The 20,284-nt window shown below is 64.2% G+C and carries 12 protein-coding genes; 8 read left to right on the top strand and 4 right to left on the bottom strand.

Going from position 1 to position 20,284, the window contains the following annotated elements:
- Positions 1-36: 36 nt before the first annotated feature.
- From EN861_RS20300 to EN861_RS20275, 6 genes are all read left to right on the top strand, one after another.
- Positions 37-1,290, top strand: a complete 1,254-nt coding sequence (locus tag EN861_RS20300) for a sarcosine oxidase subunit beta family protein (protein WP_135865232.1) — start codon at positions 37-39, stop codon at positions 1,288-1,290.
- 14 nt (positions 1,291-1,304) lie between these two features.
- Entirely contained in the window at positions 1,305-1,580 is a 276-nt protein-coding gene (locus EN861_RS20295; RefSeq protein WP_135865230.1) for a sarcosine oxidase subunit delta, read from the top strand.
- Positions 1,581-1,635: 55 nt separating this feature from the next.
- Positions 1,636-4,608: a sarcosine oxidase subunit alpha gene (locus tag EN861_RS20290; protein ID WP_135865228.1), complete on the top strand. Its 2,973-nt coding sequence runs from the start codon at positions 1,636-1,638 to the stop codon at positions 4,606-4,608.
- Positions 4,601-5,224 (top strand): sarcosine oxidase subunit gamma family protein, encoded by a 624-nt coding sequence (locus EN861_RS20285; RefSeq protein WP_135865226.1) that lies wholly within the window; start codon positions 4,601-4,603, stop codon positions 5,222-5,224. The genes EN861_RS20290 and EN861_RS20285 overlap by 8 nt, the downstream gene beginning before the upstream one ends.
- 265 nt (positions 5,225-5,489) lie before the next feature.
- On the top strand, positions 5,490-7,859 hold the full coding sequence (locus tag EN861_RS20280; protein WP_135865224.1) for an aminomethyltransferase family protein: 2,370 nt from the start codon (positions 5,490-5,492) through the stop codon (positions 7,857-7,859).
- 252 nt (positions 7,860-8,111) lie between these two features.
- Positions 8,112-9,821 (top strand): APC family permease, encoded by a 1,710-nt coding sequence (locus tag EN861_RS20275; protein ID WP_127277896.1) that lies wholly within the window; start codon positions 8,112-8,114, stop codon positions 9,819-9,821.
- Positions 9,822-9,900: 79 nt separating this feature from the next.
- On the opposite strand, the gene EN861_RS20270 is transcribed toward EN861_RS20275, so the two are convergent.
- The 4 genes from EN861_RS20270 to EN861_RS20255 form a co-directional block, all read right to left on the bottom strand.
- Entirely contained in the window at positions 9,901-13,047 is a 3,147-nt protein-coding gene (locus EN861_RS20270; protein WP_127870641.1) for an efflux RND transporter permease subunit, read from the bottom strand.
- A 257-nt stretch (positions 13,048-13,304) separates the two neighbouring features.
- A complete protein-coding gene (locus EN861_RS20265) occupies positions 13,305-14,447 on the bottom strand; it encodes an efflux RND transporter periplasmic adaptor subunit (RefSeq protein ID WP_127870640.1) in 1,143 nt (380 codons plus the stop codon).
- Positions 14,448-14,501: 54 nt separating this feature from the next.
- Complete coding sequence (locus EN861_RS20260; RefSeq protein WP_127277604.1) at positions 14,502-15,107, bottom strand: TetR family transcriptional regulator; 606 nt, start codon at positions 15,105-15,107, stop codon at positions 14,502-14,504.
- A 190-nt stretch (positions 15,108-15,297) separates the two neighbouring features.
- Entirely contained in the window at positions 15,298-16,938 is a 1,641-nt protein-coding gene (locus EN861_RS20255; protein WP_135865222.1) for an acyl-CoA synthetase, read from the bottom strand.
- Between the two features lie 202 nt (positions 16,939-17,140).
- Here EN861_RS20255 and EN861_RS20250 point away from each other — a divergent pair, with 202 nt between their 5' ends.
- Both EN861_RS20250 and EN861_RS20245 read left to right on the top strand, forming a co-directional pair.
- On the top strand, positions 17,141-18,106 hold the full coding sequence (locus EN861_RS20250) for a sugar-binding transcriptional regulator (protein ID WP_127277600.1): 966 nt from the start codon (positions 17,141-17,143) through the stop codon (positions 18,104-18,106).
- Positions 18,107-18,193: 87 nt separating this feature from the next.
- Entirely contained in the window at positions 18,194-20,248 is a 2,055-nt protein-coding gene (locus EN861_RS20245; RefSeq protein ID WP_135865220.1) for a bifunctional aldolase/short-chain dehydrogenase, read from the top strand.
- Positions 20,249-20,284 lie beyond the last annotated feature (36 nt).

Genomic DNA, 20,284 nt, shown 5'->3' with positions numbered 1-20,284 from the left:
TCGTCCTGGCGGTGCGAGCGACCTCGGAATGAACTGATGAAATACTCGATCTTCTCGCTCGCGCGCGCCGCTCTTTCCGGCCACAAAAACTGGCAACGCACCTGGCGCGACGCTGCGCCGAAGGACCGCTACGACGTGGTGATCATCGGCGGCGGCGGCCATGGGCTCGCCACCGCCTGGTTCCTGGCCAGCGAGTTCGGCATGAAGAATGTCGCGGTGCTGGAAAAGGGCTGGATCGGCTCCGGCAATGCCGGCCGCAACACGACCATCATCCGCTCCAATTACGGCCTGCCCGGCAACACCGGCTTCTACGAATTGTCGATGAAGCTGTGGGAGCGGATGGAGCAGGACCTCAACTACAACGCCATGGTCAGCCAGCGCGGCGTTCTCAACCTCTATCATTCCGACGCGCAGCGCGATGCCTATGCGCGGCGCGGCAACACCATGCGCATCAACGGCATCGATGCCGAACTGCTCGACCAGCCGGCGCTGAAGAAGATGCTGCCGTTCCTGAATTTCGACCATGCGCGCTTCCCGGTGCAAGGCGGGCTGCTGCAACGGCGCGGCGGCACGGCGCGCCACGATGCGGTGGCCTGGGGCTACGCCCACGCTGCCAGTGAACTTGGCGTCGACATCATCCAGAATTGCGAAGTCACCGGCTTTGTCAGGGACGCGAACGGCAAGGTGACCGGCGTCGAGACCTCGCGCGGCAGGATCGGCGCCGGCAAGGTCGGCATGGCGGTTGCCGGCTCTTCCTCGCGCGTCGCTGATATGGCGGGCCTGCGCCTGCCTATCGAAAGCCATGTGCTGCAGGCCTTCGTCTCCGAGGCGATCAAGCCGCTCATCCCCGGCGTCATGACGTTTGGCGCCGGACATTTCTATGTCAGCCAGTCCGACAAGGGCGGCCTCGTCTTCGGCGGCGACATCGACGGCTACAATTCCTACGCCCAGCGCGGCAATCTGCCTGTGATGGAGGATGTCTGCGAGGGCGGCATGGCGATCATCCCGATGATCGGACGCGTGCGGCTGTTGCGCCAGTGGGGCGGCATCATGGACATGTCGATGGACGGCTCGCCGATCATCGACAAGACACCGGTCGATGGGCTCTATCTCAATGCCGGCTGGTGCTATGGTGGCTTCAAGGCGACACCCGGCTCGGGCCTTGTCTTCGCCCATCTGATCGCGCGCGATGAATCGCACAAGGAGGCCGCGCGCTTCCGCCTCGACCGGTTCCGGACCGGTGCGGTGATCGACGAAAAGGGCCAAGGCGCCCAACCGAACCTGCACTGAAGGCGGCTGGAACCATGCGCATTATCTGTCCCTTCTGCGGCGAACGCGAACTCGGCGAATTCACTTATCTCGGCGACGCCAAGCCGGTGCGGCCGGCGGCCGACGCCGGCGAGGACGCCGTCTATGACTATGTCTATCTGCGCGACAATATCGCTGGCGTGATGGACGAGAACTGGTATCACGGCGGCGGCTGCCGGGCCTGGCTGAAGGTCACCCGCAACACGCTGACGCACGAGATTTCCGGGGTAGAGGCTGCTGCCGGCGCTGGCGCGAGGCAGGTGGCGAAATGAGCAATTTTGCTAACGTCGGCGCCGCCCTTCGCCATGAAATGAGAGGCCGGACACCATGACCTCTCATCGCCTCTCTTCCGGCGGCCTGATCGACCGCTCGGCGCCGCTGAACTTTCGCTTCGACGGCAAGAGCTACTCCGGTTTCAAAGGCGACACGCTTGCCTCGGCACTGGTTGCCAACGGCGTCAAGCTGGTCGGCCGCTCGTTCAAGTATCACCGCCCGCGCGGCATCCTGACGGCGGGGTCGGAAGAGCCCAACGCGTTGATCGAACTGCGCAGCGGCGCGCGGCGCGAGCCGAACACCAAGGCGACGACGGCCGAACTCTATGAAGGTCTTGAGGCCGCCAGCCAAAACCGCTGGCCGTCGCTCAATTTCGACGTCATGTCGGTCAACCAGTTGTTCGCGCCGATCTTCGTCGCCGGCTTCTACTACAAGACCTTCATGTGGCCCGCGAAGTTCTGGGAAGCGATCTACGAGCCGGCGATCCGACGCGCTGCCGGCCTTGGCCGCGCGGCGGGCATCGCCGATCCGGACTACTACGACAAGGCGTGGGCGCATTACGATGTGCTGATCGCCGGCTCGGGCCCGACCGGCCTCGCGGCCGCATTGGCCGCAGGCCGCACGGGTGCGCGCGTCATCCTGTGCGAGGAGGATTTTACCCCCGGCGGCCGCCTGATTGCCGATGGCGGCACGATCGACGGCATGCCGGCGGCCGAATGGCTTTCACGGACGCTGGCTGAACTTGGATCTCTGCCTGACGTGCGCATAATGACGCGCACGACGCTGTTCGGCGTCTATGACGGCGGCACCTATGGCGCGATCGAGCGCGTCAACGACCACGTGCCCTCGCCGCCCGAGCATCAGGTGCGGCAGCGTCTGTGGCGGATCGTGGCCAAGCGCTGCGTCGTCGCCGCAGGCGCGCTCGAACGGCCGATCGTCTTTGCCGGCAACGACGCGCCAGGCGTGATGATGGCGTCCGCCATGCGCAGCTATATCGCACGTTACGCGGCGGCCCCGGCCAAGCGCATGGCGCTGTTCACCAACAACGAGGATGGCTGGCGCACGGTGGAGACCGCACTCGGTGCCGGCTTGCAAGTGGCGGCCGTGATCGACGCGCGCGCGGAGATTTCGCCGGCGCATCGCTCGCTTGCAAGCAAGGGCGGCTTTCCCGTTCTGCATGGCTCCGTCAGCGGCATCGATGGCGGCAAGAATGGCGTGCGCAAGATTTCGGTCTCGCTCACCGGCGGCGCGCGCGCCGAAGTGGAAGCCGACGGGCTTGCCGTGTCCGGTGGCTGGAACCCGACCGTTGGGCTCACCTCCTACCATCGCGGCCGGCCGAAATGGCGCGACGACATCGCCGCCTTCGTGCCTGACGGCGCACCGCCCGGCATGGTCGCAGCGGGTGCCGCAAACGGTGCCTTCGGACTTGGCGCCTGCCTGCGCGAAGGTTTTGCGGCGGGCGTGACGGCGGCACGCGATGCCGGACATGGCAATGGGTCAGGCTCCACGCCGGTGGCCGATGACGAGGCCTTTTCGCTGACGCCGCTGTGGCATGTCGCAGGCAAAGGCAAAGCCTTCGTCGACCAGCAGCATGACGTCACCGCATCCGACATCGAGTTGGCGCAGCGTGAGGGTTTTGAATCGGTCGAGCACCTGAAGCGCTACACCACGCTTGGCATGGCGACCGACCAGGGCAAGACCTCGAATGTCGCCGGCCTCGCCATCATGGCGGCGGTCACGGGCAAATCCATTCCCGAGACGGGCACCACGATCTACCGGCCGCCTTACGTGCCGGTGGCCATCGGCGCCTTCGCCGGCCATCACCGCGACGAGACTTTTCACGCGACACGGCTGACGCCGTCGCATCACTGGGCCGCCGAGCAGGGTGCGATCTTCGTCGACACCGGTTTATGGAAACGGGCACAGTGGTATCCGCGCGCCGGCGAGAAGGACTGGCTGGAATCGGTGACCCGCGAGGTCAAGGCGGTGCGCGGCGGCGTCGGCTTCTGCGATGTCTCGACGCTGGGCAAGATCGACGTGCATGGCGCGGACGCCGGCGCCTTCCTCGACCGCGTCTACATCAACACCTTCTCCAATCTTGCCGTCGGCAAGGCGCGCTATGGGCTGATGCTGCGCGAGGACGGCATCGTCTATGATGACGGCACCACGTCGCGGCTGGCCGAGGACCATTATTTCCTGACCACCACGACCGCCAAGGCCGGGCTGGTGATGCAGCATCTCGAGTTCTGCCGGCAGGTGCTGTTTCCGGAACTCGATGTCCAGCTGACCTCGGTCTCCGACCAGTGGGCGCAATTCTCCATTGCCGGACCCAAGACCCGCGACCTGTTGAAAGAGATCGTCGATCCTTCGGAAGACCTCTCCAACGAAGGTTTCCCTTTCATGGGCGCGCGCGAAGTCGCGTTGCGCGGCGGCGTCAAGGCGCGGCTGTTCCGCATCTCCTTCTCCGGCGAAATGGCGTTCGAGATTTCGGTGCCGGCACGCTACGGCGAGGCGATGGCCCGCAATCTGATGATTGCGGGCCATCCGTTCGGTGTGACGCCTTACGGCACCGAGGCGCTCGGCGTCATGCGCATCGAAAAGGGCCATGTCGCCGGACCGGAGCTCTCCGGCACGACAACCGCGGCCGATCTTGGCCTCGGCAAGATGATGTCGACCAAAAAGGATTTCATTGGCCGCGTCATGGCCGGACGCGAGGCGCTGATTGCAGCGGACCGGCAGGTGGTCGTTGGCATCAAGCCGACCGACAAGGCGCGACGGCTACGCTCCGGCGCGCACATCATTCCGAAGGGGCAGACGCCCGGGCCTGATAACGACCAGGGCTATGTCACCTCGGTCTGCTTCTCGCCGACATCAGACCACTGGATCGGGCTTGCCCTTGTCGAGCGCGGCCGTGAGCGTATCGGCGAGATCGTGCATGCGCACGATCCGTTGCGCGGCGAAGACTATGACGTCGAGATTTGCAATCCCGTCTTCTACGATCCGGATGGAGGGCGCCAGCGTGGCTGAGTTTTCCTGGGAGACCCGCAGCCCGCTTGATCGCGCACTCGTTGCCGGGCCTAATGGGGCGAGCGGCGATGCCGGCGTGTCGCTGACCGAGATCCGCAATTTCGACCTAGTCCAGGTAATGGCGCGGCGTGGCAAGGCGGCTGAGATGGCCGAGGCGGCCAAGGCTCGCTTTGGCGTTGCTGCTCCGGAAACGCCGAACGCGGTCGGCGCGGCGGATGCCACGTTGATCTGGTCGGGGCCGGATCAGTTCCTTGCCCTGTCGACAGGCGGCAAGCATTCGATCGAGGCCCTTGCGCCCGGCTTTACCGGCTCGGCCTCGCTTTCCGACCAGTCGCATGCGCGGGTGTTGATCAGCATCTCCGGCGCCAAGGCGCGGACCATGCTGGCCAAGCTGTCGTCGATCGACCTGCACCCCGATGTTTTTGGCGTAGGCGCGGCGGCAGCCACGTCGATGGACCACACCAGCGTCACACTGTGGCGCGGCGCGGATCGCGACGGACAGGCGGTGTTCAATCTGCTGGTGTTCGCGACCTTTGCCGAGAGCCTGTGGCACACCATTCTGGACTCGGCCGCGGAGTATGGCGTCGAGATCGGGCATCCCGAGGAATTGGCGTAGCGGCGACGCCCCCTTCCTTCCCCCCTTGTGGGGGAAGGTGGATCGGCGCGATAGCGCCGAGACGGATGAGGGGTGTTCCAGCGGAGTGAGACGTTTGCGTTCCCTGGAACACCCCTCATCCGACCTCGCTTCGCGAGGCCACCTTCTCCCACAAGGGGAGAAGGGAAGATCAGGCGGCGCCTTGCCAAAAGCGACCACCCTGCTATTCTCTCAGCGAAAATAATTTTACACACAGGCAAACTAGTTTCTCGAACCGCAAGCTGAGATGAGCCAGTCGCCCTACCCCGCTGTCACTGCCGGACCGCCCAGGCCCAGCCTCATCCTGAGGCCCGGCCAGATCGCGCTGCCGGCCGGCATGGAGCGCTATACCGTACAGGGCAATGGGGCGGTGCTGATCGAGGTCGAGGCCGGCGATACGGTCACGGTGCGCAATGCCGAGGGTGGCCAGGCCTGCGAGTTGCTGGCCTGGGACACGTCGGGCGTCACCGACCCCGGCATTCTCGGCGAGAAATCCAACAGCAATGCCGCCGGCATCAAGGCGTTGCTCGCCGAGGGCGATGACAGCATCGCATCGCTGCGCCGCGGCCTTGAGCGCCGGCAGGTACAACTCGATCAGCCCAAGGCGGTGCGTGTGTTCGGCGCCGCCGCGCCGGCTGGTACGGAACAGGCATTCGCGATCGCGCGCGATGGCTCGATGGTCATTGCCGCGCCCGGCGGGCCAATGCTGGTCGACGGCCACGACACGGCGACGCCGCTCAGCGTCATCGTGCGGCGCAACACGATCCGCCTGAAAACAAAATCCCGGCTTGCCGATCCGCTGGCCGATCCGGTGCTTGATCTGCGCGTCCATTCGGCGACGGCCGAATCCTATTTCGTCAAGGCGGGCGACTATCTGCAGATCATCGATGTCGACGGGCGCCAGTGCACCGACTTCCAGTGTTTTTCGGCGCGCAAGCTCGACAAGGGGCTCGACCATCCGCTCGACGTCACGACGACGCGCACGCTGATGGGCGCGAGCTATCCGATGCCCGGCCTGCATTCGAAATATTACGACCAGGACATGGAGCCGCTGGTCGAGGTGGTGCAGGACACGTGCGGCCGGCACGACGCCTTCGCGCTCGCCTGTGCGGCGAAGTATTACGACGACATCGGCTATCCCGGCCACACCAACTGCTCGGAGAATTTCAACCGCGCGCTCACCGGCAAGGGCGTCAATCCCCGCGCCGGCTGGATGGCGATCAACTTCTTCTTCAACACGGCGATTGACGCCCATGGCGTCATGGTGTCGGACGAGCCATGGTCGCGCGCCGGCGACTATGTCCTGCTCAGGGCGCTGACCGACATCGTCTGCGTTTCCTCCGCCTGTCCCGACGACACGACACCGGCCAATGGCTGGGACCTGACCGACATCCACGTGCGGACCTATTCCGGCCAGCACAAATTCTCGCGAGCGATCGCCAGACGCATGACGCCCGATTCGGAACCGAAAATGACCCGCGAGACAGCCTTTCACCAGAGCTTTGCCAAGCACACACGCGACTTCGTCGAGTACAGGGGCTATTGGCTGGCCAATTCCTTCGCCAAGGAAGGGGCCATCGCCGAATACTGGGCCTGCCGGCAGGACGCGGTGATCATGGACCTGTCGCCGCTGCGCAAATTCGAGGTCACCGGCCCGGATGCCGAGGCGCTGCTGCAATACACGCTGACGCGCGACGTCAAGAAACTCGGCGTCGGCCAGGTCGTCTACTCCGCCATGTGCTACGAGCATGGCGGCATGATCGACGACGGCACGCTGCTCAGGCTCGGCAAGGACAATTTCCGCTGGGTCGGCGGCGACGACCTGTCCGGCGAATGGCTGCGCGAGACGGCGACAAAGCTCGGCCTCAACGTGCTGGTGCGCTCGTCCACGGACCAGATGCACAACATCGCCGTGCAAGGGCCAAAGAGCCGCGACATCCTGAAACAGGTGATCTGGACCTCGCCGCTGCAGCCCTCGATCGAGGAACTCGAATGGTTCCGCTTCGCCGTCGCCAGGATCGGTGGCGGCAATGGCATTCCCATCGTCGTCTCGCGCACCGGCTATACCGGCGAACTCGGCTACGAGGTCTGGTGCCATCCGCGCGACGCCGAAAAGGTGTTCGACGCCATCTGGGAAGCCGGCCAGCCGCATGGGCTGAAGCCGATGGGTCTGCAGGCGCTAGACATGGTGCGCATCGAGGCCGGGCTGATCTTCGCCGGCTATGAATTTTCCGACCAGACCGATCCGTTCGAGGCCGGCATCGGCTTTACCGTGCCGCTGAAGAGCAAGACCGACGATTTCATCGGCCGCGAGGCGCTGATCCGGCGCAAGGACCATGCGCAGACCAAGCTGGTCGGCCTCGACATCGACGCCAATGTCGCCGTCGGCCATGGCGACTGCGTCCATGTCGGCCGGGCCCAGATCGGCGTCGTCACCTCGGGCATGCGTTCGCCGGTGCTGAACAAGAACATCGCGCTGGCGCGGCTCGACGTCACCCATGCCGCCATCGGCACGGAGGTCGAGATCGGCAAGCTCGACGGCCATGCCAAGCGGCTGCCGGCGCGGGTCGTCACCTTTGCCCACTACGATCCGCAAAAGACCAAACCACGCTCCTGACCTGCCCTTTTGGGTTCGCAAAGCGCCCGCCGGTCACCCAATCGGACGCTTTGTCATCCGCGCGCGCAAGCGTGATGTGCACGGTTTCACAAATCGCTTGACGTGACGGCGCGCCGGATCAATCTTCACTCTTAAGAAAAAAATACGACTGAGTGGAAACACTGCGGCCGGAACGGTCATTAGCCGGGGAGCAAGCTTCGCGTAGCCGAGGCATCGCTGGCGGGGAACATCGAAAAAGGGGAACTCATCGACATGAGCACGATAAGTACGGTCCTGGACCAGCCTGCCGAAAGCAAGCTGCTCAGGCATATCGACTGGCGCGGCGCCTTCTGGGTGGCGAGCGGCGTTCCGGCGCTGGTCCTGTTCTCGATCGGCGGCATTGCCGGCACGACGGGAAAGCTGGCCTTCCTGATCTGGACGGTGTCCATGATCATGGGCTTCCTGCAGTCCTTTACCTATGCCGAAATCGCCGGCCTGTTTCCGAACAAGTCCGGCGGCGCCTCGATCTACGGCGCCACGGCGTGGCTGCGCTACTCTAAGTTCATCGCGCCGCTGTCGGTGTGGTGCAACTGGTTCGCCTGGTCGCCGGTGCTGTCGCTCGGCTGCTCGATCGCCGCCGCCTATATCCTCAACGCGCTGGCGCCGGTGCCGATCTTCACCGACACCTCGCCCGAGGTGGTGGCCTACATCGCCGCGCATGCCGGAACGGTTCCCGCAGACGCCATCACCGCGGTGACCGCCGCCGCGACGCCGGCCATCCGTAACTGGACGCTGTGGAGCCACACGCTGGGCCCGGTCTCGTTCACGCTCAACGCCACTTTTTTCATCGGCGCGGTGCTGATGCTGATCATTTTCTCGATCCAGCATCGCGGCATCCTGGGCACCGCCAGCGTGCAGAAATATATCGGCCTGCTGGTCATTATCCCGATGCTGATTGTCGGCGTTGTGCCGATCTTCACCGGTCAGATCGACTGGGCGAACTTCTCGCCGCTGGTGCCGCTGGCGGCTGCCTACGCACCCGAGCCCGGCTCCTGGAACATCGCCGGCTGGACATTGGCGCTCGGCGGCATGTTCATCGCCGCCTGGTCGACCTATGGGTTTGAGACGGCCGTCTGCTACACGTCGGAGTTCAAGAACCCCGGCACCGATACGTTCAAGGCCATCTTCTATTCCGGCCTGCTCTGCATGCTTTTGTTCATCCTGGTGCCCTTCACCTTCCAGGGCGTGCTGGGCCTGAACGGCATGCTGGCAACGCCGATCGTCGACGGCTCAGGCGTGGCCGACGCGCTGGCCGGCATGGTCGGCGGCGGCAAGATTATCCACAGCCTGCTTGTCATGCTGATGATCCTGGCGCTGGTGCTGTGCATCATGACGGCGATGGCCGGCTCCTCGCGCACGCTCTACCAGGGCTCGGTCGACGGCTGGCTGCCGCGCTATCTCAGCCACGTCAACGAACACGGCGCGCCGACGCGGGCCATGTGGACTGACCTCTGCTTCAACCTGGCGGTTCTGGCGATCGCCTCGGCCGACGCGACGAGCTTCTTCTTCATCCTCGCCGTGTCGAACTGCGGCTACATCATCTTCAACTTCCTCAACCTCAATGCCGGCTGGATCCACCGCATCGACAACGGCCATATCGTACGGCCGTGGAAGGCGCCTAGCTGGCTCTTGGGGATCGGGGCGATCTTCGCCTATGTCAACGCCATCTTCATGGGCGCAGGCGCCAAGGTGTGGAACCCGATGGCCCTGTGGGCCGGCCTGATCACCGCGGCGCTGATCATCCCGGTGTTCTGCTTCCGCCACTACATCCAGGACAAGGGCAAATTCCCGGACCACATGCTGGCCGACCTCGGCATGGCGGGAGCCGACCTCTCGGTCAAGAAGGCGGGCATGCTGCCCTATCTGACGCTGGTCGCCGGCGTGGCGGTCATGCTCATCGCCAATTGGGTATTCGTCATCTGATGATCTGACCGCCAAGGCGGCCCAAGCTGCTGCATCAAGGAAAACCGGCCGGTCGCAAATCGACCGGCCGGTTTTTTTCTTATTCCGCCGCCAAAGCCAATTGCGGCCGTTCGATGCCTTCGATCTCTCCTGGCTCAGGGGCCTGCTCGTCGGTCTTCACCTTCTTCGGCTCGCGGCCGAAGAAGAGCGCATAGCCCGCCGGCAGCACCAGGATGGTGAGCACGGTCGCGACCAGAATGCCGCCCATCATGGCATAGGCGAGCGGCCCCCAGAACACGGCACGCGAGATCGGGATCAGTGCCAGCACCGCGGTCATCGCCGTCAGTACGATCGGCCTGAAGCGGCGCACCGCCGAGCCGATGATCGCTTCGGAACGGTCCATGCCCCTGGCGATGTCCTGGTCGATCTGGTCGACCAGGATGATCGAGTTGCGCATGATGATGCCGAGCAGCGCGATAACGCCGAGGATGGCGACGAAGCCGAATGGCGCGCCGCTGATCAGCAGAGCGGCGGCAGCACCGATGATGCCGAGCGGGCCCGTCGCCAGCACCAGCATCGCCTTGCCGAAGTTCTGCAGCTGGATCATCAGCAGCACGACGATGACGGCCAGCATGATCGGCGCCTTGGCGGCAATCGAAGCCTGGCTTTCAGCCGAATCCTCGGCCCCGCCCTGAATCTCGATCTTGTAACCGGGCGCCAGGCCGTCGCGCAGACCCTGCATGTCCTTGTACATCTTGGTGACGACGTCGTTGGACTGCACGCCGTCGGGCAATGTGGCGCGCACCGAGATGGTCGGCAGGCGGTCGCGGCGCCACTCTATGCCTTGCTCCAGCACAGGCATGACCTTGGCGACCTGCGACAGCGGAACGAAGCCGCCGAAATCGGTCGGGATATAGACCGAGTCGACCGAGGACAGCAGGCTGCGGCTGGCATCCGGCTCGCGGGCGACGATGGACACCGTCTCCTCGCCGTCACGGAAATCGTCGAGCGGCGCGCCGGACATCGCGGCCTGCAGCATCTGGCGGATGCGCTGCGAGGTGACGCCGAGCGCACGGGCGCGATCCTGATCGATGACCAGCTTCATCGCAGGCACCGGCTCCAGCCAGTCGTCATGGACGGCGCCAAGCAGCGGATCCTCGCGGAACTTCGCCTTCACCTGGTCGGCGATGCGGCGCACCTCCTGACGATCCGGACCCATGACGCGCATCTGCACGGGCCAGCCGGTCGGCGGTCCGAGGAACAGGCGGTCGACCTTGGCACGGATCGACGGGAAATCCTGCGCCAGAACCGTGCGCAGCTTGACGATCAGCCGCTCGCGGGCCGGCTCGTCATTGGCCATGACAAGCATCTGGGCGAAATTCGGGTTGCGCAGTTGCTGGTCGAGCGGCAGGAAGAAGCGCGGGGCGCCCTCGCCGATATAGGTGGCGATGAAACGCTTGTCCTTGTCGTCCATCATCTTGGCTTCCAGGGCCTTGGCCTGCGTCTCGACTTCCTTGATCGAGGTGCCTTCCGGCAGCCAGAGGTCGACGAGGATTTCGGGCCGCGACGATTGCGGGAAGAAGTTCTGCGGAATGAACTGGAAGGCCCACAGGCTGGTGCCGAAAGTCACCAGCGTCATCACCAGCACGATGATGCGGTGACGCACCGCCCAGCCGACGGTCGAGCGAAGCCGGCGATAGAAACGCGTGTCGAAGGCGTCGTGGTGGGTGCCGGCATGCTTGCGCTGCTTGAGGATCATATGCCCCAGCCACGGCGTGAAATAGACCGCCACGAACCACGACACGATCAGCGCGATGCCGACGACATAGAACAGGGTGCGCACATATTCGCCAGCCGTCGAGGCGGCGAAGCCGACCGGGATGAAGCCGGCGGTGGTGATCAGCGTGCCGGTCAGCATCGGGAAGGCGGTCGAGGAATAGGCGAAGCTCGCCGCCTCGATCTTGACCAACCCCTCCTCGAGCTTCCGCTCCATCATCTCGACGACGATCATGGCGTCGTCGACGAGCAAGCCGAGCGCGATGATCAGCGCGCCCAGCGAAATGCGCTGCAGGTCGATGCCGATTTCATACATGATGGCGAATGTGGCGGCGAGCACCAGCGGTATGGCGATGGCGATCACCAGGCCCGAGCGCCAGCCGATCGACAGGAACGAGACGACGAGCACGATCAGCAGCGCCTCGCCGAGCGCATGCATGAATTCGGCGACCGCGTCCGTGACGACGCCCGGCTGGTCGGAAATCTGGTCGACCGAAACGCCATAGGGCAGCGCTTCCTCGAAGTGCTTGTAGGTCGCCTCGACATCCTTGCCGACATCGGTGACTTTAAAACCCTTGGCCATGACGACGCCAAGCTGCACGCTGTCGTGGCCATTGAAGCGGTATTTGCGCTGGAAGGGATCTTCCAGCCCCGAAGTGACGGTGGCGATGTCGCCCAGCCGGGTCACCTGGCCGCCGGCGCGCAGGCGCAATTCCCTGATGTCGGCGGCCTTGGCGACGTCGCCTTCGACGGAGATGCGCACCGAATTGACGCCGGTATCGACGGAGCCGGCTGGATCGACGTTGTTCTGGCCCTTGATCGCGTTCTGCAGGTCGGTCAGCGTCAGGCCGCGTTCGGCCAGCGCCTTGGACGAGACGTCGATATAGAGTTTTTCCGGCTGGTCGCCGATGATGACGGCCTTTTCGACGCCTGATGTCGTCAACAGCATGTCGCGCGCCTGGATGGCGAACTTCTTCAGCTCCGGATAGGAGAAGCCGTCGCCGCTGATCGAATGCAGCGTGATGAAGGTGTCGCCGAACTCGTCGTTGAAATAGGGGCCGAGCAGGCCCTGTGGCAGGTCGCCCTGGATGTCGCCGACCTTCTTGCGCACCTGATAGAAGGCATCCGTCACTTCAGCGGCGTTGGTGTCGCCCTTGATCTGGACGGTGATGATGGCGCTGCCGGCGCGGGTGAAGGAGCGCACGAAGTCGAGATGCGGCGTCTCCTGCAATTTGCGCTCGATCTTGTTGACGACCTGGTCTTCCATCTCCTGGATCGAGGAGCCCGGCCAGATCGCCTGCACGACCATGACGCGGAAGGTGAAATCGGGATCCTCCTTCTGGCCCATGCGCATCAGGCCGAGCGCGCCGGCGATGATGATCAGCCCGAACAGGAAGCGCGCAATGGAGGGATGGCCAATTGCCCAACGAGAGAGATTGAAGGGCCGCTTTTCTTCAGTGGAGGTCGTCATCGGTGCTGGTCCACTTTGCTTGGTTGCCGGCGCCCTTGTGCTTCGAGGAAGGTGCTTCGAAGAAGCGCGGCGCGCGAAACGAAATCATCTGCGTTCGATACTGGTTTCCGGGCGGCGTCGCTCTTCGAGCGGAGAGACACTCATCGCGGTGGGACGCGAGGATCGATGCGGGGGTACATCGGCCTTGACGTCTCGACCTTCGGGCACGCCGCCCGGAAACCTGCGGCCGCGGGAACGCGCGGCCGATCTGTCTGTCGTCAGCGCAGCTTGCTGGCGTCCTCGCCTTCGGCCGAGGCGGACTGCTGTGTGACGCCGCCGGCGAGTTTCACCTTCAGGTCCTCGGTCATGAACTGCGTACCGGCGGCGACCACGATATCGCCCGGTTTCAATCCCTCCGCCACGCGCACGCCGTCGGCGGCGAACTCGGCGACCTTGACTGGACGGGCATGAACCGTGTCGGCGCCGCGATCGACCGTCCAGACGATCGACTGGCTGTCTTTCTCGGCGAGCGCGCTCAGCGGGATAGAGACGAGCTGCTTTTCGTTGGCTGCCGACGCCTCGATATTGGCGGTCATGCCGAGCAGCACGCGCGGGTCGTTGGGCAGGCTGACGCGGACGGCAAAAGTGCGCGACTGCGGATCGGCGCTGCCGGCGACCTCGCGGACCTTGCCGTCGAGCGCCAGAGCGGCATCGGACCAGAAGCCCGCCTTGACGTCCTTGCCCGGTTTGAACTGCGCGATCTCCATTTCCGGAACCGCGATCAGCACTTCCTTTTCGCCATCGACCGCGACGGTGATCACCGGCGTGCCCGAGCCAACCACCTGGCCGACATCGGCGTTGACCGCCGTGACGATGCCGTCCCTGTCGGCCTTGAGGTCGGTATAGCCGACCTGGTTTCTGGCCTGGGCAAGCGTCGAGCGGGCGGAGTCGCGCGTGGCGACGGCCTGGTCAAAGGTCAGCGTCGCCTGTTCGAGCTGCGATTTCGGCGCGAAGTTCTTGGCGAAAAGCTGCTCGGCGCGCTTGCGGGCGAGTTCGACGGTCTCGACCTGACGTTCTGAGGCATCCAGCGCGGCCTGCGCGCTCTTGACCGACAGGTCATAGTCTGAGGGATCGATGCGGGCGAGCACATCGCCAGGCGCCACGTGCTGGCCGATGTCGACGAGACGCTCGGTGATCTTGCCGTTGACCCGGAACCCCAGTGTGCTCTCGGTGCGGGCGCGCACCGATCCGGAATAGGACAGCGTGCGGGTGTCATGCGCCTTCGCGATCTCGACGACCTTGACCGGGCGGATGATGTCCTTCACCTCCGCCTTTTCCTGCGAGCAGCCGGCAAGCCCAAGCGATGCGATGATCAGGCCGGCGGCTGGAAGCTTGCGAAGGATGGAACTGGGCAAAAACATCTTGATACTCCCGACTGGAGGCGGACTGTCGACACCGGCACCGGCTGGCGGCGGCTATTTCAAGGCTCTGATGGCGTAATCGATGAGCTCGTCGGGCATCGCCCGATTGGTCTTGGCGAGGCACTGCGCCACCATCTGCGGATGGCACAGGATGACGGTGGCGGCACCGAAACAGCGCGATGCGGTCACCGGGTCCTGTTTCCTGAACTCGCCGGCCTCGATGCCCTCGCGGATTACCTCGGCGAAGAGATCGTGGATGCTGTCGACATGCTTGTCGATGACGCCCCAGTCGCGCTCGAGGGCGACGATGACCATCTCGTGGACCTTCTGGTCGTCGAGCATGACCTCCATCGTCATCTTGTACTGCGCATGCACGTAACGCCGCAGCCGCTCCTCGGCGCTGATCGGCAGGTGCATGATCTCGTAGGCCATCTTGTAGCTGGCGCCGAGCATCCGGCCACAGACGGCCTGGTGGATTTCGACCTTGGAGGCAAAGAAACGATAGATGTTGGCCGGCGACATGCCGAGTTCGCGGGCAATGTCGGCGACATTGGTCTTGCCGTAGCCATAGTGCCGGAACAGGCGCTCGGCGCAATCGAGAATGCGCGTCACATTTTCCTGGCGGGCGACGTCGGCGACGATGTTGGCGGCTTCGGACATAGCTCTCTGTCAAATAACGAGTGACGAATTTCGATTTTCATCACTCGTAAATCGAAAGGGGCACTCTGTCAACACGGATTCGACGTACGCGTACGATAGGTGACAAATGGTGACATCCCATAGACGTCACAAGACGCCCCCAGGATGCGGGCCTCTGAAAATAATTCTCTCGAAAAGGCCCACGGAGGGCTCAGGCGAGCTTGGCCATTTCCCGCAGCCGGAATTTCTGGATCTTGCCGGTCGAGGTCTTCGGTATTTCGGCGAAGATCACCGCCTTTGGCACCTTGAAGCGGGCGAGCAACATCCGGCAGTGCTCGATCATCTCGGCCTCGCTCGCCTCCTTGCCCGGCTTCAGCTCGACATAGGCGACAGGCACCTCGCCCCACTTGTCGTCATGGCGTGCGACGACGCCGCAGGAGGTCACGGCGGGATGCTTGTAGAGCGCGTCCTCGACCTCGATCGAGGAAATGTTCTCGCCACCGGAGATGATGATGTCCTTCGAGCGGTCCTTGAGCTGGATGTAGCCGTCGGGATGCATGACGCCGAGATCGCCCGAGTGGAACCAGCCGCCGGCGAAAGCCTCGTCCGTTGCCTTGCGGTTCTTCAGGTAACCCTTCATGACGATGTTGCCGCGGAACATGACCTCGCCGATGGTTTCGCCGTCGGCGGGCGTTTCAGCCATGGTTTCGGGATCCATCACCGTCAGGCCTTCGAGCGCGGCATAGCGCACGCCCTGCCGTGCCTTCTTGCCCGCCCTCGCCCCTTTGTCGAGTGCGTCCCAGCCATTATGCCATTCGTTGACGACAGCCGGACCGTAGGTCTCGGTCAACCCGTAGAGATGGGTGACGGCGAAGCCGGCATCGGCCATGCCCGACAGCACGGCTTCGGGCGGCGGCGCGGCAGCCGTGTTGAAGGTGACCGTCTGCGCAAACGCGCGCTTGTCCTCATCCCTGGCGTTGATCAGCACCGACATGACGACCGGCGCCCCGCACAGATGCGTGACGCCATGGTCGGCAATGGCGTCGTAGATCGGCTTCGGCCGCACCCAGCGCAGGCAGACATGCGTGCCGGCCTGGACGGCCAGCGTCCAGGGAAAACACCAGCCATTGCAGTGGAACATCGGCAAGGTCCAGAGATAGACGGCGTGCTTGGCCATGCCGGCATGGATGGTGTTGGTGTAGGCCATCAGGGCAGCACCACGGTGGTGATAGACGACGCCCTTGGGATTGCCTGTCGTGCCCGACGTGTAGTTGAGCGAGATGGCATCCCATTCGTCGTCGGGCATCGACCAGGCGAACTCCTCGTCGCCATTGGCGACAAAGGCCTCGTAGTCCACCGTGCCGACCCGCTCGCCTTTCGGGTAGGGCGCATCAGCGGCGTAATCGGGATCGTCGTAGTCGATGACCAGCGGCTTGACCTTGGCCAGACCGAGCGCTTCTCGCACGACCCCGGAAAACTCGCGGTCGACGATCAGCACCTTGGTCTCGGCGTGGTCGAGCTGGAAGGCGATGACCGCGGCATCGAGGCGCGTGTTGAGCGAATGCAGCACGGCCTTGGTCATCGGCACGCCGAAATGCGCCTCCAGCATCGGCGGCGTGTTCGACAGCATGACCGTCACCGTATCGCCCTTGCCGATGCCGTGCCTGTGCAGCGCCGAGGCGAGCTTCAGGGAGCGGCGCCAGAAGGCGCGGTAGCTGATGCGCTGCCTGCCGTGAATGATGGCAATATGGTCGGGATAGGTTTTAGCCGCGCGCTCCAGATAGGTGAGCGGCGTCAACGGCTGGTGGTTGGCGGCGTTCCTGTCTAGATCCTGTTCGTAGGGATTGGCCATCCCATCCTCCCCAAAGTCTTTTCGAGCTTTCTAACCCCAGGTTCGTCGTCACGCTATCCCCCTGGATGGCTGAAAATGCTATGCTGCGGCGACTTGCTGGAATGGTGATCTCCATCGAGCCGCGGCGGCAGAAGATCGCTTCCTGTCGATCCAAATTTGACTTTTGTCGAGAGCCGTGACTATTGTCAGCCAAGGAGGTGGCATGGCGATCCGACCGGCAGAACAGCTCATTCACAAGGCGGCCTGGCTTTACTATGCCCATGGGCTTCGGCAGGACGAAGTGGCCAATCAGCTCAACATTTCGCGCGCCTCCGTCGCCATGTATCTGCGCAAGGCGCGCGAGACTGGCATCGTCAACATCTCGACCTCGACGCAGCTCTTCACCGACGACGTCATGGCGCGCAGGCTGGAAGACGCCCTGAAGCTCGACGCCGTCTGGATCGCGCCTGAAAACGCCTATCTCGCCGACCCGTCGACCGATATCGCGGTGCTGGCGGCAAGCGTGTTCCTGGAACTCGTCAGGAAAGGCGACCGCATCGGCGTTGCCTGGGGCCGCACCGTCTACACCATCGCCGACATCATGTCCTATGCCGACCTGCAGGACGTCACCGTGGTGCAGCTCTGCGGCAATCTCGGCGCGCCCTACTCCTACCGGCCCGACCAGTGCACGATGGAAATCGCGCGTCGGCTCAACGCCAAGGGCCTCAACTTCTACGCACCCCTGGTGCTATCGACCGAGGCACTGGCGCAAGGCCTGCGCGCCGAGCCGGTGATCCGCGACCAGCTTGCTGGGATCAGCGACTGCGATCTTGCGCTCTACTCCATCGGCGCGGTCGATGCCGACAGCCATCTGGTGAAGTGTGGCGCGCTGACGGCAGCCGAGATGGCGGCACTGCGCAAGGAAGGTGCGGCCGGTGTCATCGCCGGGCAGATCATCGATGCCGGTGGCGAGTTGCTCGACTGCAGCTACAACCGGCGGGTCATCTCGGCGGGGCTTGCTTCGCTGCGCGTCATCGGGAAGCGGCTGATGGTCGTGCAGGAGGACAGCAAGTTCGAGCCGCTGCTCGCAGCCATCGCCGGCGGCCTTTGCACGCATCTGGTGGTCGGCGCGCATATGGCGCAACGGCTGCTCGATCATGCCGGAGCGTCAGCAGAAAAGGCATCCTGAAAATAAACCCTTTGCCGACGCATTGTCATCAAGGCGTCGCGGCATTCCTGTTTCACCACCTAAAGACAGCAACTGGACGAAGCGAACATGAAGAACCTGTGGAACGACGACGCGGCCGAAAAACTCGTTGCCGACTATGCGAAGAAGGGCGTCGGCCGCGACCTCGCCTTGCGTGTCTACACGACGCGGCTTCTAGGCGGCGTGCCACAGCTGGTCCTGCATGGCGGCGGCAACACCTCCTGCAAGATCAAGGCGACCGACCTCGTCGGCGACGAGTGGGACGTGCTGTGCGTCAAGGGCAGCGGCTGGGACATGGCCGTCATCGAGCCGCAGGGCCTGCCCGCCGTCAAGATGGGCGCGCTGCTCAAGGCGCGCAAGCTGGACAGGCTTTCCGACGAGGACATGGTCGCGCTGCAGCGGGCAAACCTGATCGACCCCGCCTCGCCCAACCCCTCGGTCGAGACGCTGCTGCATGCCTTCCTGCCGCACAAGTTCGTCGATCACACCCACTCGACCGCCATCCTGGCCATTGTCGACCAGGAAGACAGCAAGCCGCTGGTGGCAAAGGTGTTCGGAGCAAAAATGGGCTACGTGCCCTACATCATGCCGGGCTTCGATCTCGCCAAGGCGGCGGCCGATGTCTTCGACGCCGACCCAACGGTAGAAGGCCTGATCCTCGACAAGCACGGCATCTTCACCTTCGGCGACGATGCCAGGCAGGCCTACGACCGGATGATCCACTATGTGAACGTCGCCGAAGACTATGTGGCCAAGCATGCCAAGCCCAAGGCGGCAAAGGCAGCATTGCCGGCAAGGCTGGCGATGCCGGCTTCCATCGCGCCCATGCTGCGCGGCGCTGTCGCGGCGCGACGCGGCGAAGGCCGCTTCGACCGCATGATCAGCGATTTCCGCACCTCCGACGCGATCGTCGACTTCATCAATTCGGCTGAGATCGCCGACTATGCCGGGCGTGGCGTGTCGACGCCGGATCTGTCGATCCGCATCAAGACCGGACCGATGGCCGTGCCGGCGCCCGATGCCGACAAGGCCGGCGACTACAAGGCCGTCATCAAGAGCCATGTCGATGCCTTCGTCAGCGATTACCGCGCCTATTTCGAGACCAATGACGCGCTCGACGACGTCAAGCGCACCATGCTCGATCCCATGCCGCGACTGACGCTGGTGCCGGGGCTCGGCATGTTCGGTCATGGCCGCACGCTGAAGGATGCCAGGATCGCATCGGACGTCGGCGAAATGTGGATCGAGGCCGCGCGCGGCGCCGAGGCGGTCGGGCGTTTCCACCCGTTGTCCAAGGCGGACCTGTTCCCACTCGAATACTGGTCGCTGGAACAGGCCAAGCTCGCCTCCAACAAGCCGAAGCCGCTGACCGGACAGGTGGTGCTGATCACCGGCGGCGCCGGCGCGATCGGTGCGGCGACCGCAAAACTGTTCGCCGACAATGGCGCTCATGCCGTCGTTGTCGATCTCGACGCCGAAAAGGCCGCCAATGCCGCCAAACAAGCTGGCAACAATTCGATCGGTGTTGGCGCCGACATCACCGACCCGGCCCAGATGCGTGCCGCCTTCGACAAGGCGGTCGCCGTCTTCGGCGGCGTCGACATATTGGTGTCCAATGCGGGCGCCGCCTGGGAAGGCCGCATCGGCGAGCTTGACGATGCGCTGCTGCGCAAGAGCTTCGAGCTCAATTTCTTCGCCCACCAGTCGGCGGCGCAGAACGCCGTGCGCATCATGCTGGAACAGGGCACCGGCGGCGCGCTGTTGTTCAACACCTCCAAGCAGGCGGTCAATCCGGGCCCGAAATTCGGCGCTTATGGCGTGCCGAAAGCGGCGACGCTGTTCCTGTCCAGGCAATACGCGCTCGACTACGGCGCCCATGGCATCCGTTCTAATGCCGTCAATGCCGACCGCATCCGCTCCGGCCTTTTGACCGACGCCATGATCGCCAGCCGCTCGGGCGCGCGCGGCGTGTCCGAGCAGGAATACATGTCCGGCAATCTGCTCGGCCAGGAGGTGACGGCGCAGGACGTGGCGCAGGCCTTCCTGCATCACGCACTGGCCGATCGCACCACCGCCGATGTGACGACGGTCGACGGCGGCAATATCGCCGCGGCGCTGCGCTAGGCATCTCCCGACAGGCAACAAAAAGGGCGGCTCACG

The organism is Mesorhizobium sp. M8A.F.Ca.ET.218.01.1.1, from assembly GCF_004791165.1.
GTDB lineage: Bacteria > Pseudomonadota > Alphaproteobacteria > Rhizobiales > Rhizobiaceae > Mesorhizobium.
This window is presented reverse-complemented; position numbering and strand designations above follow the sequence as displayed.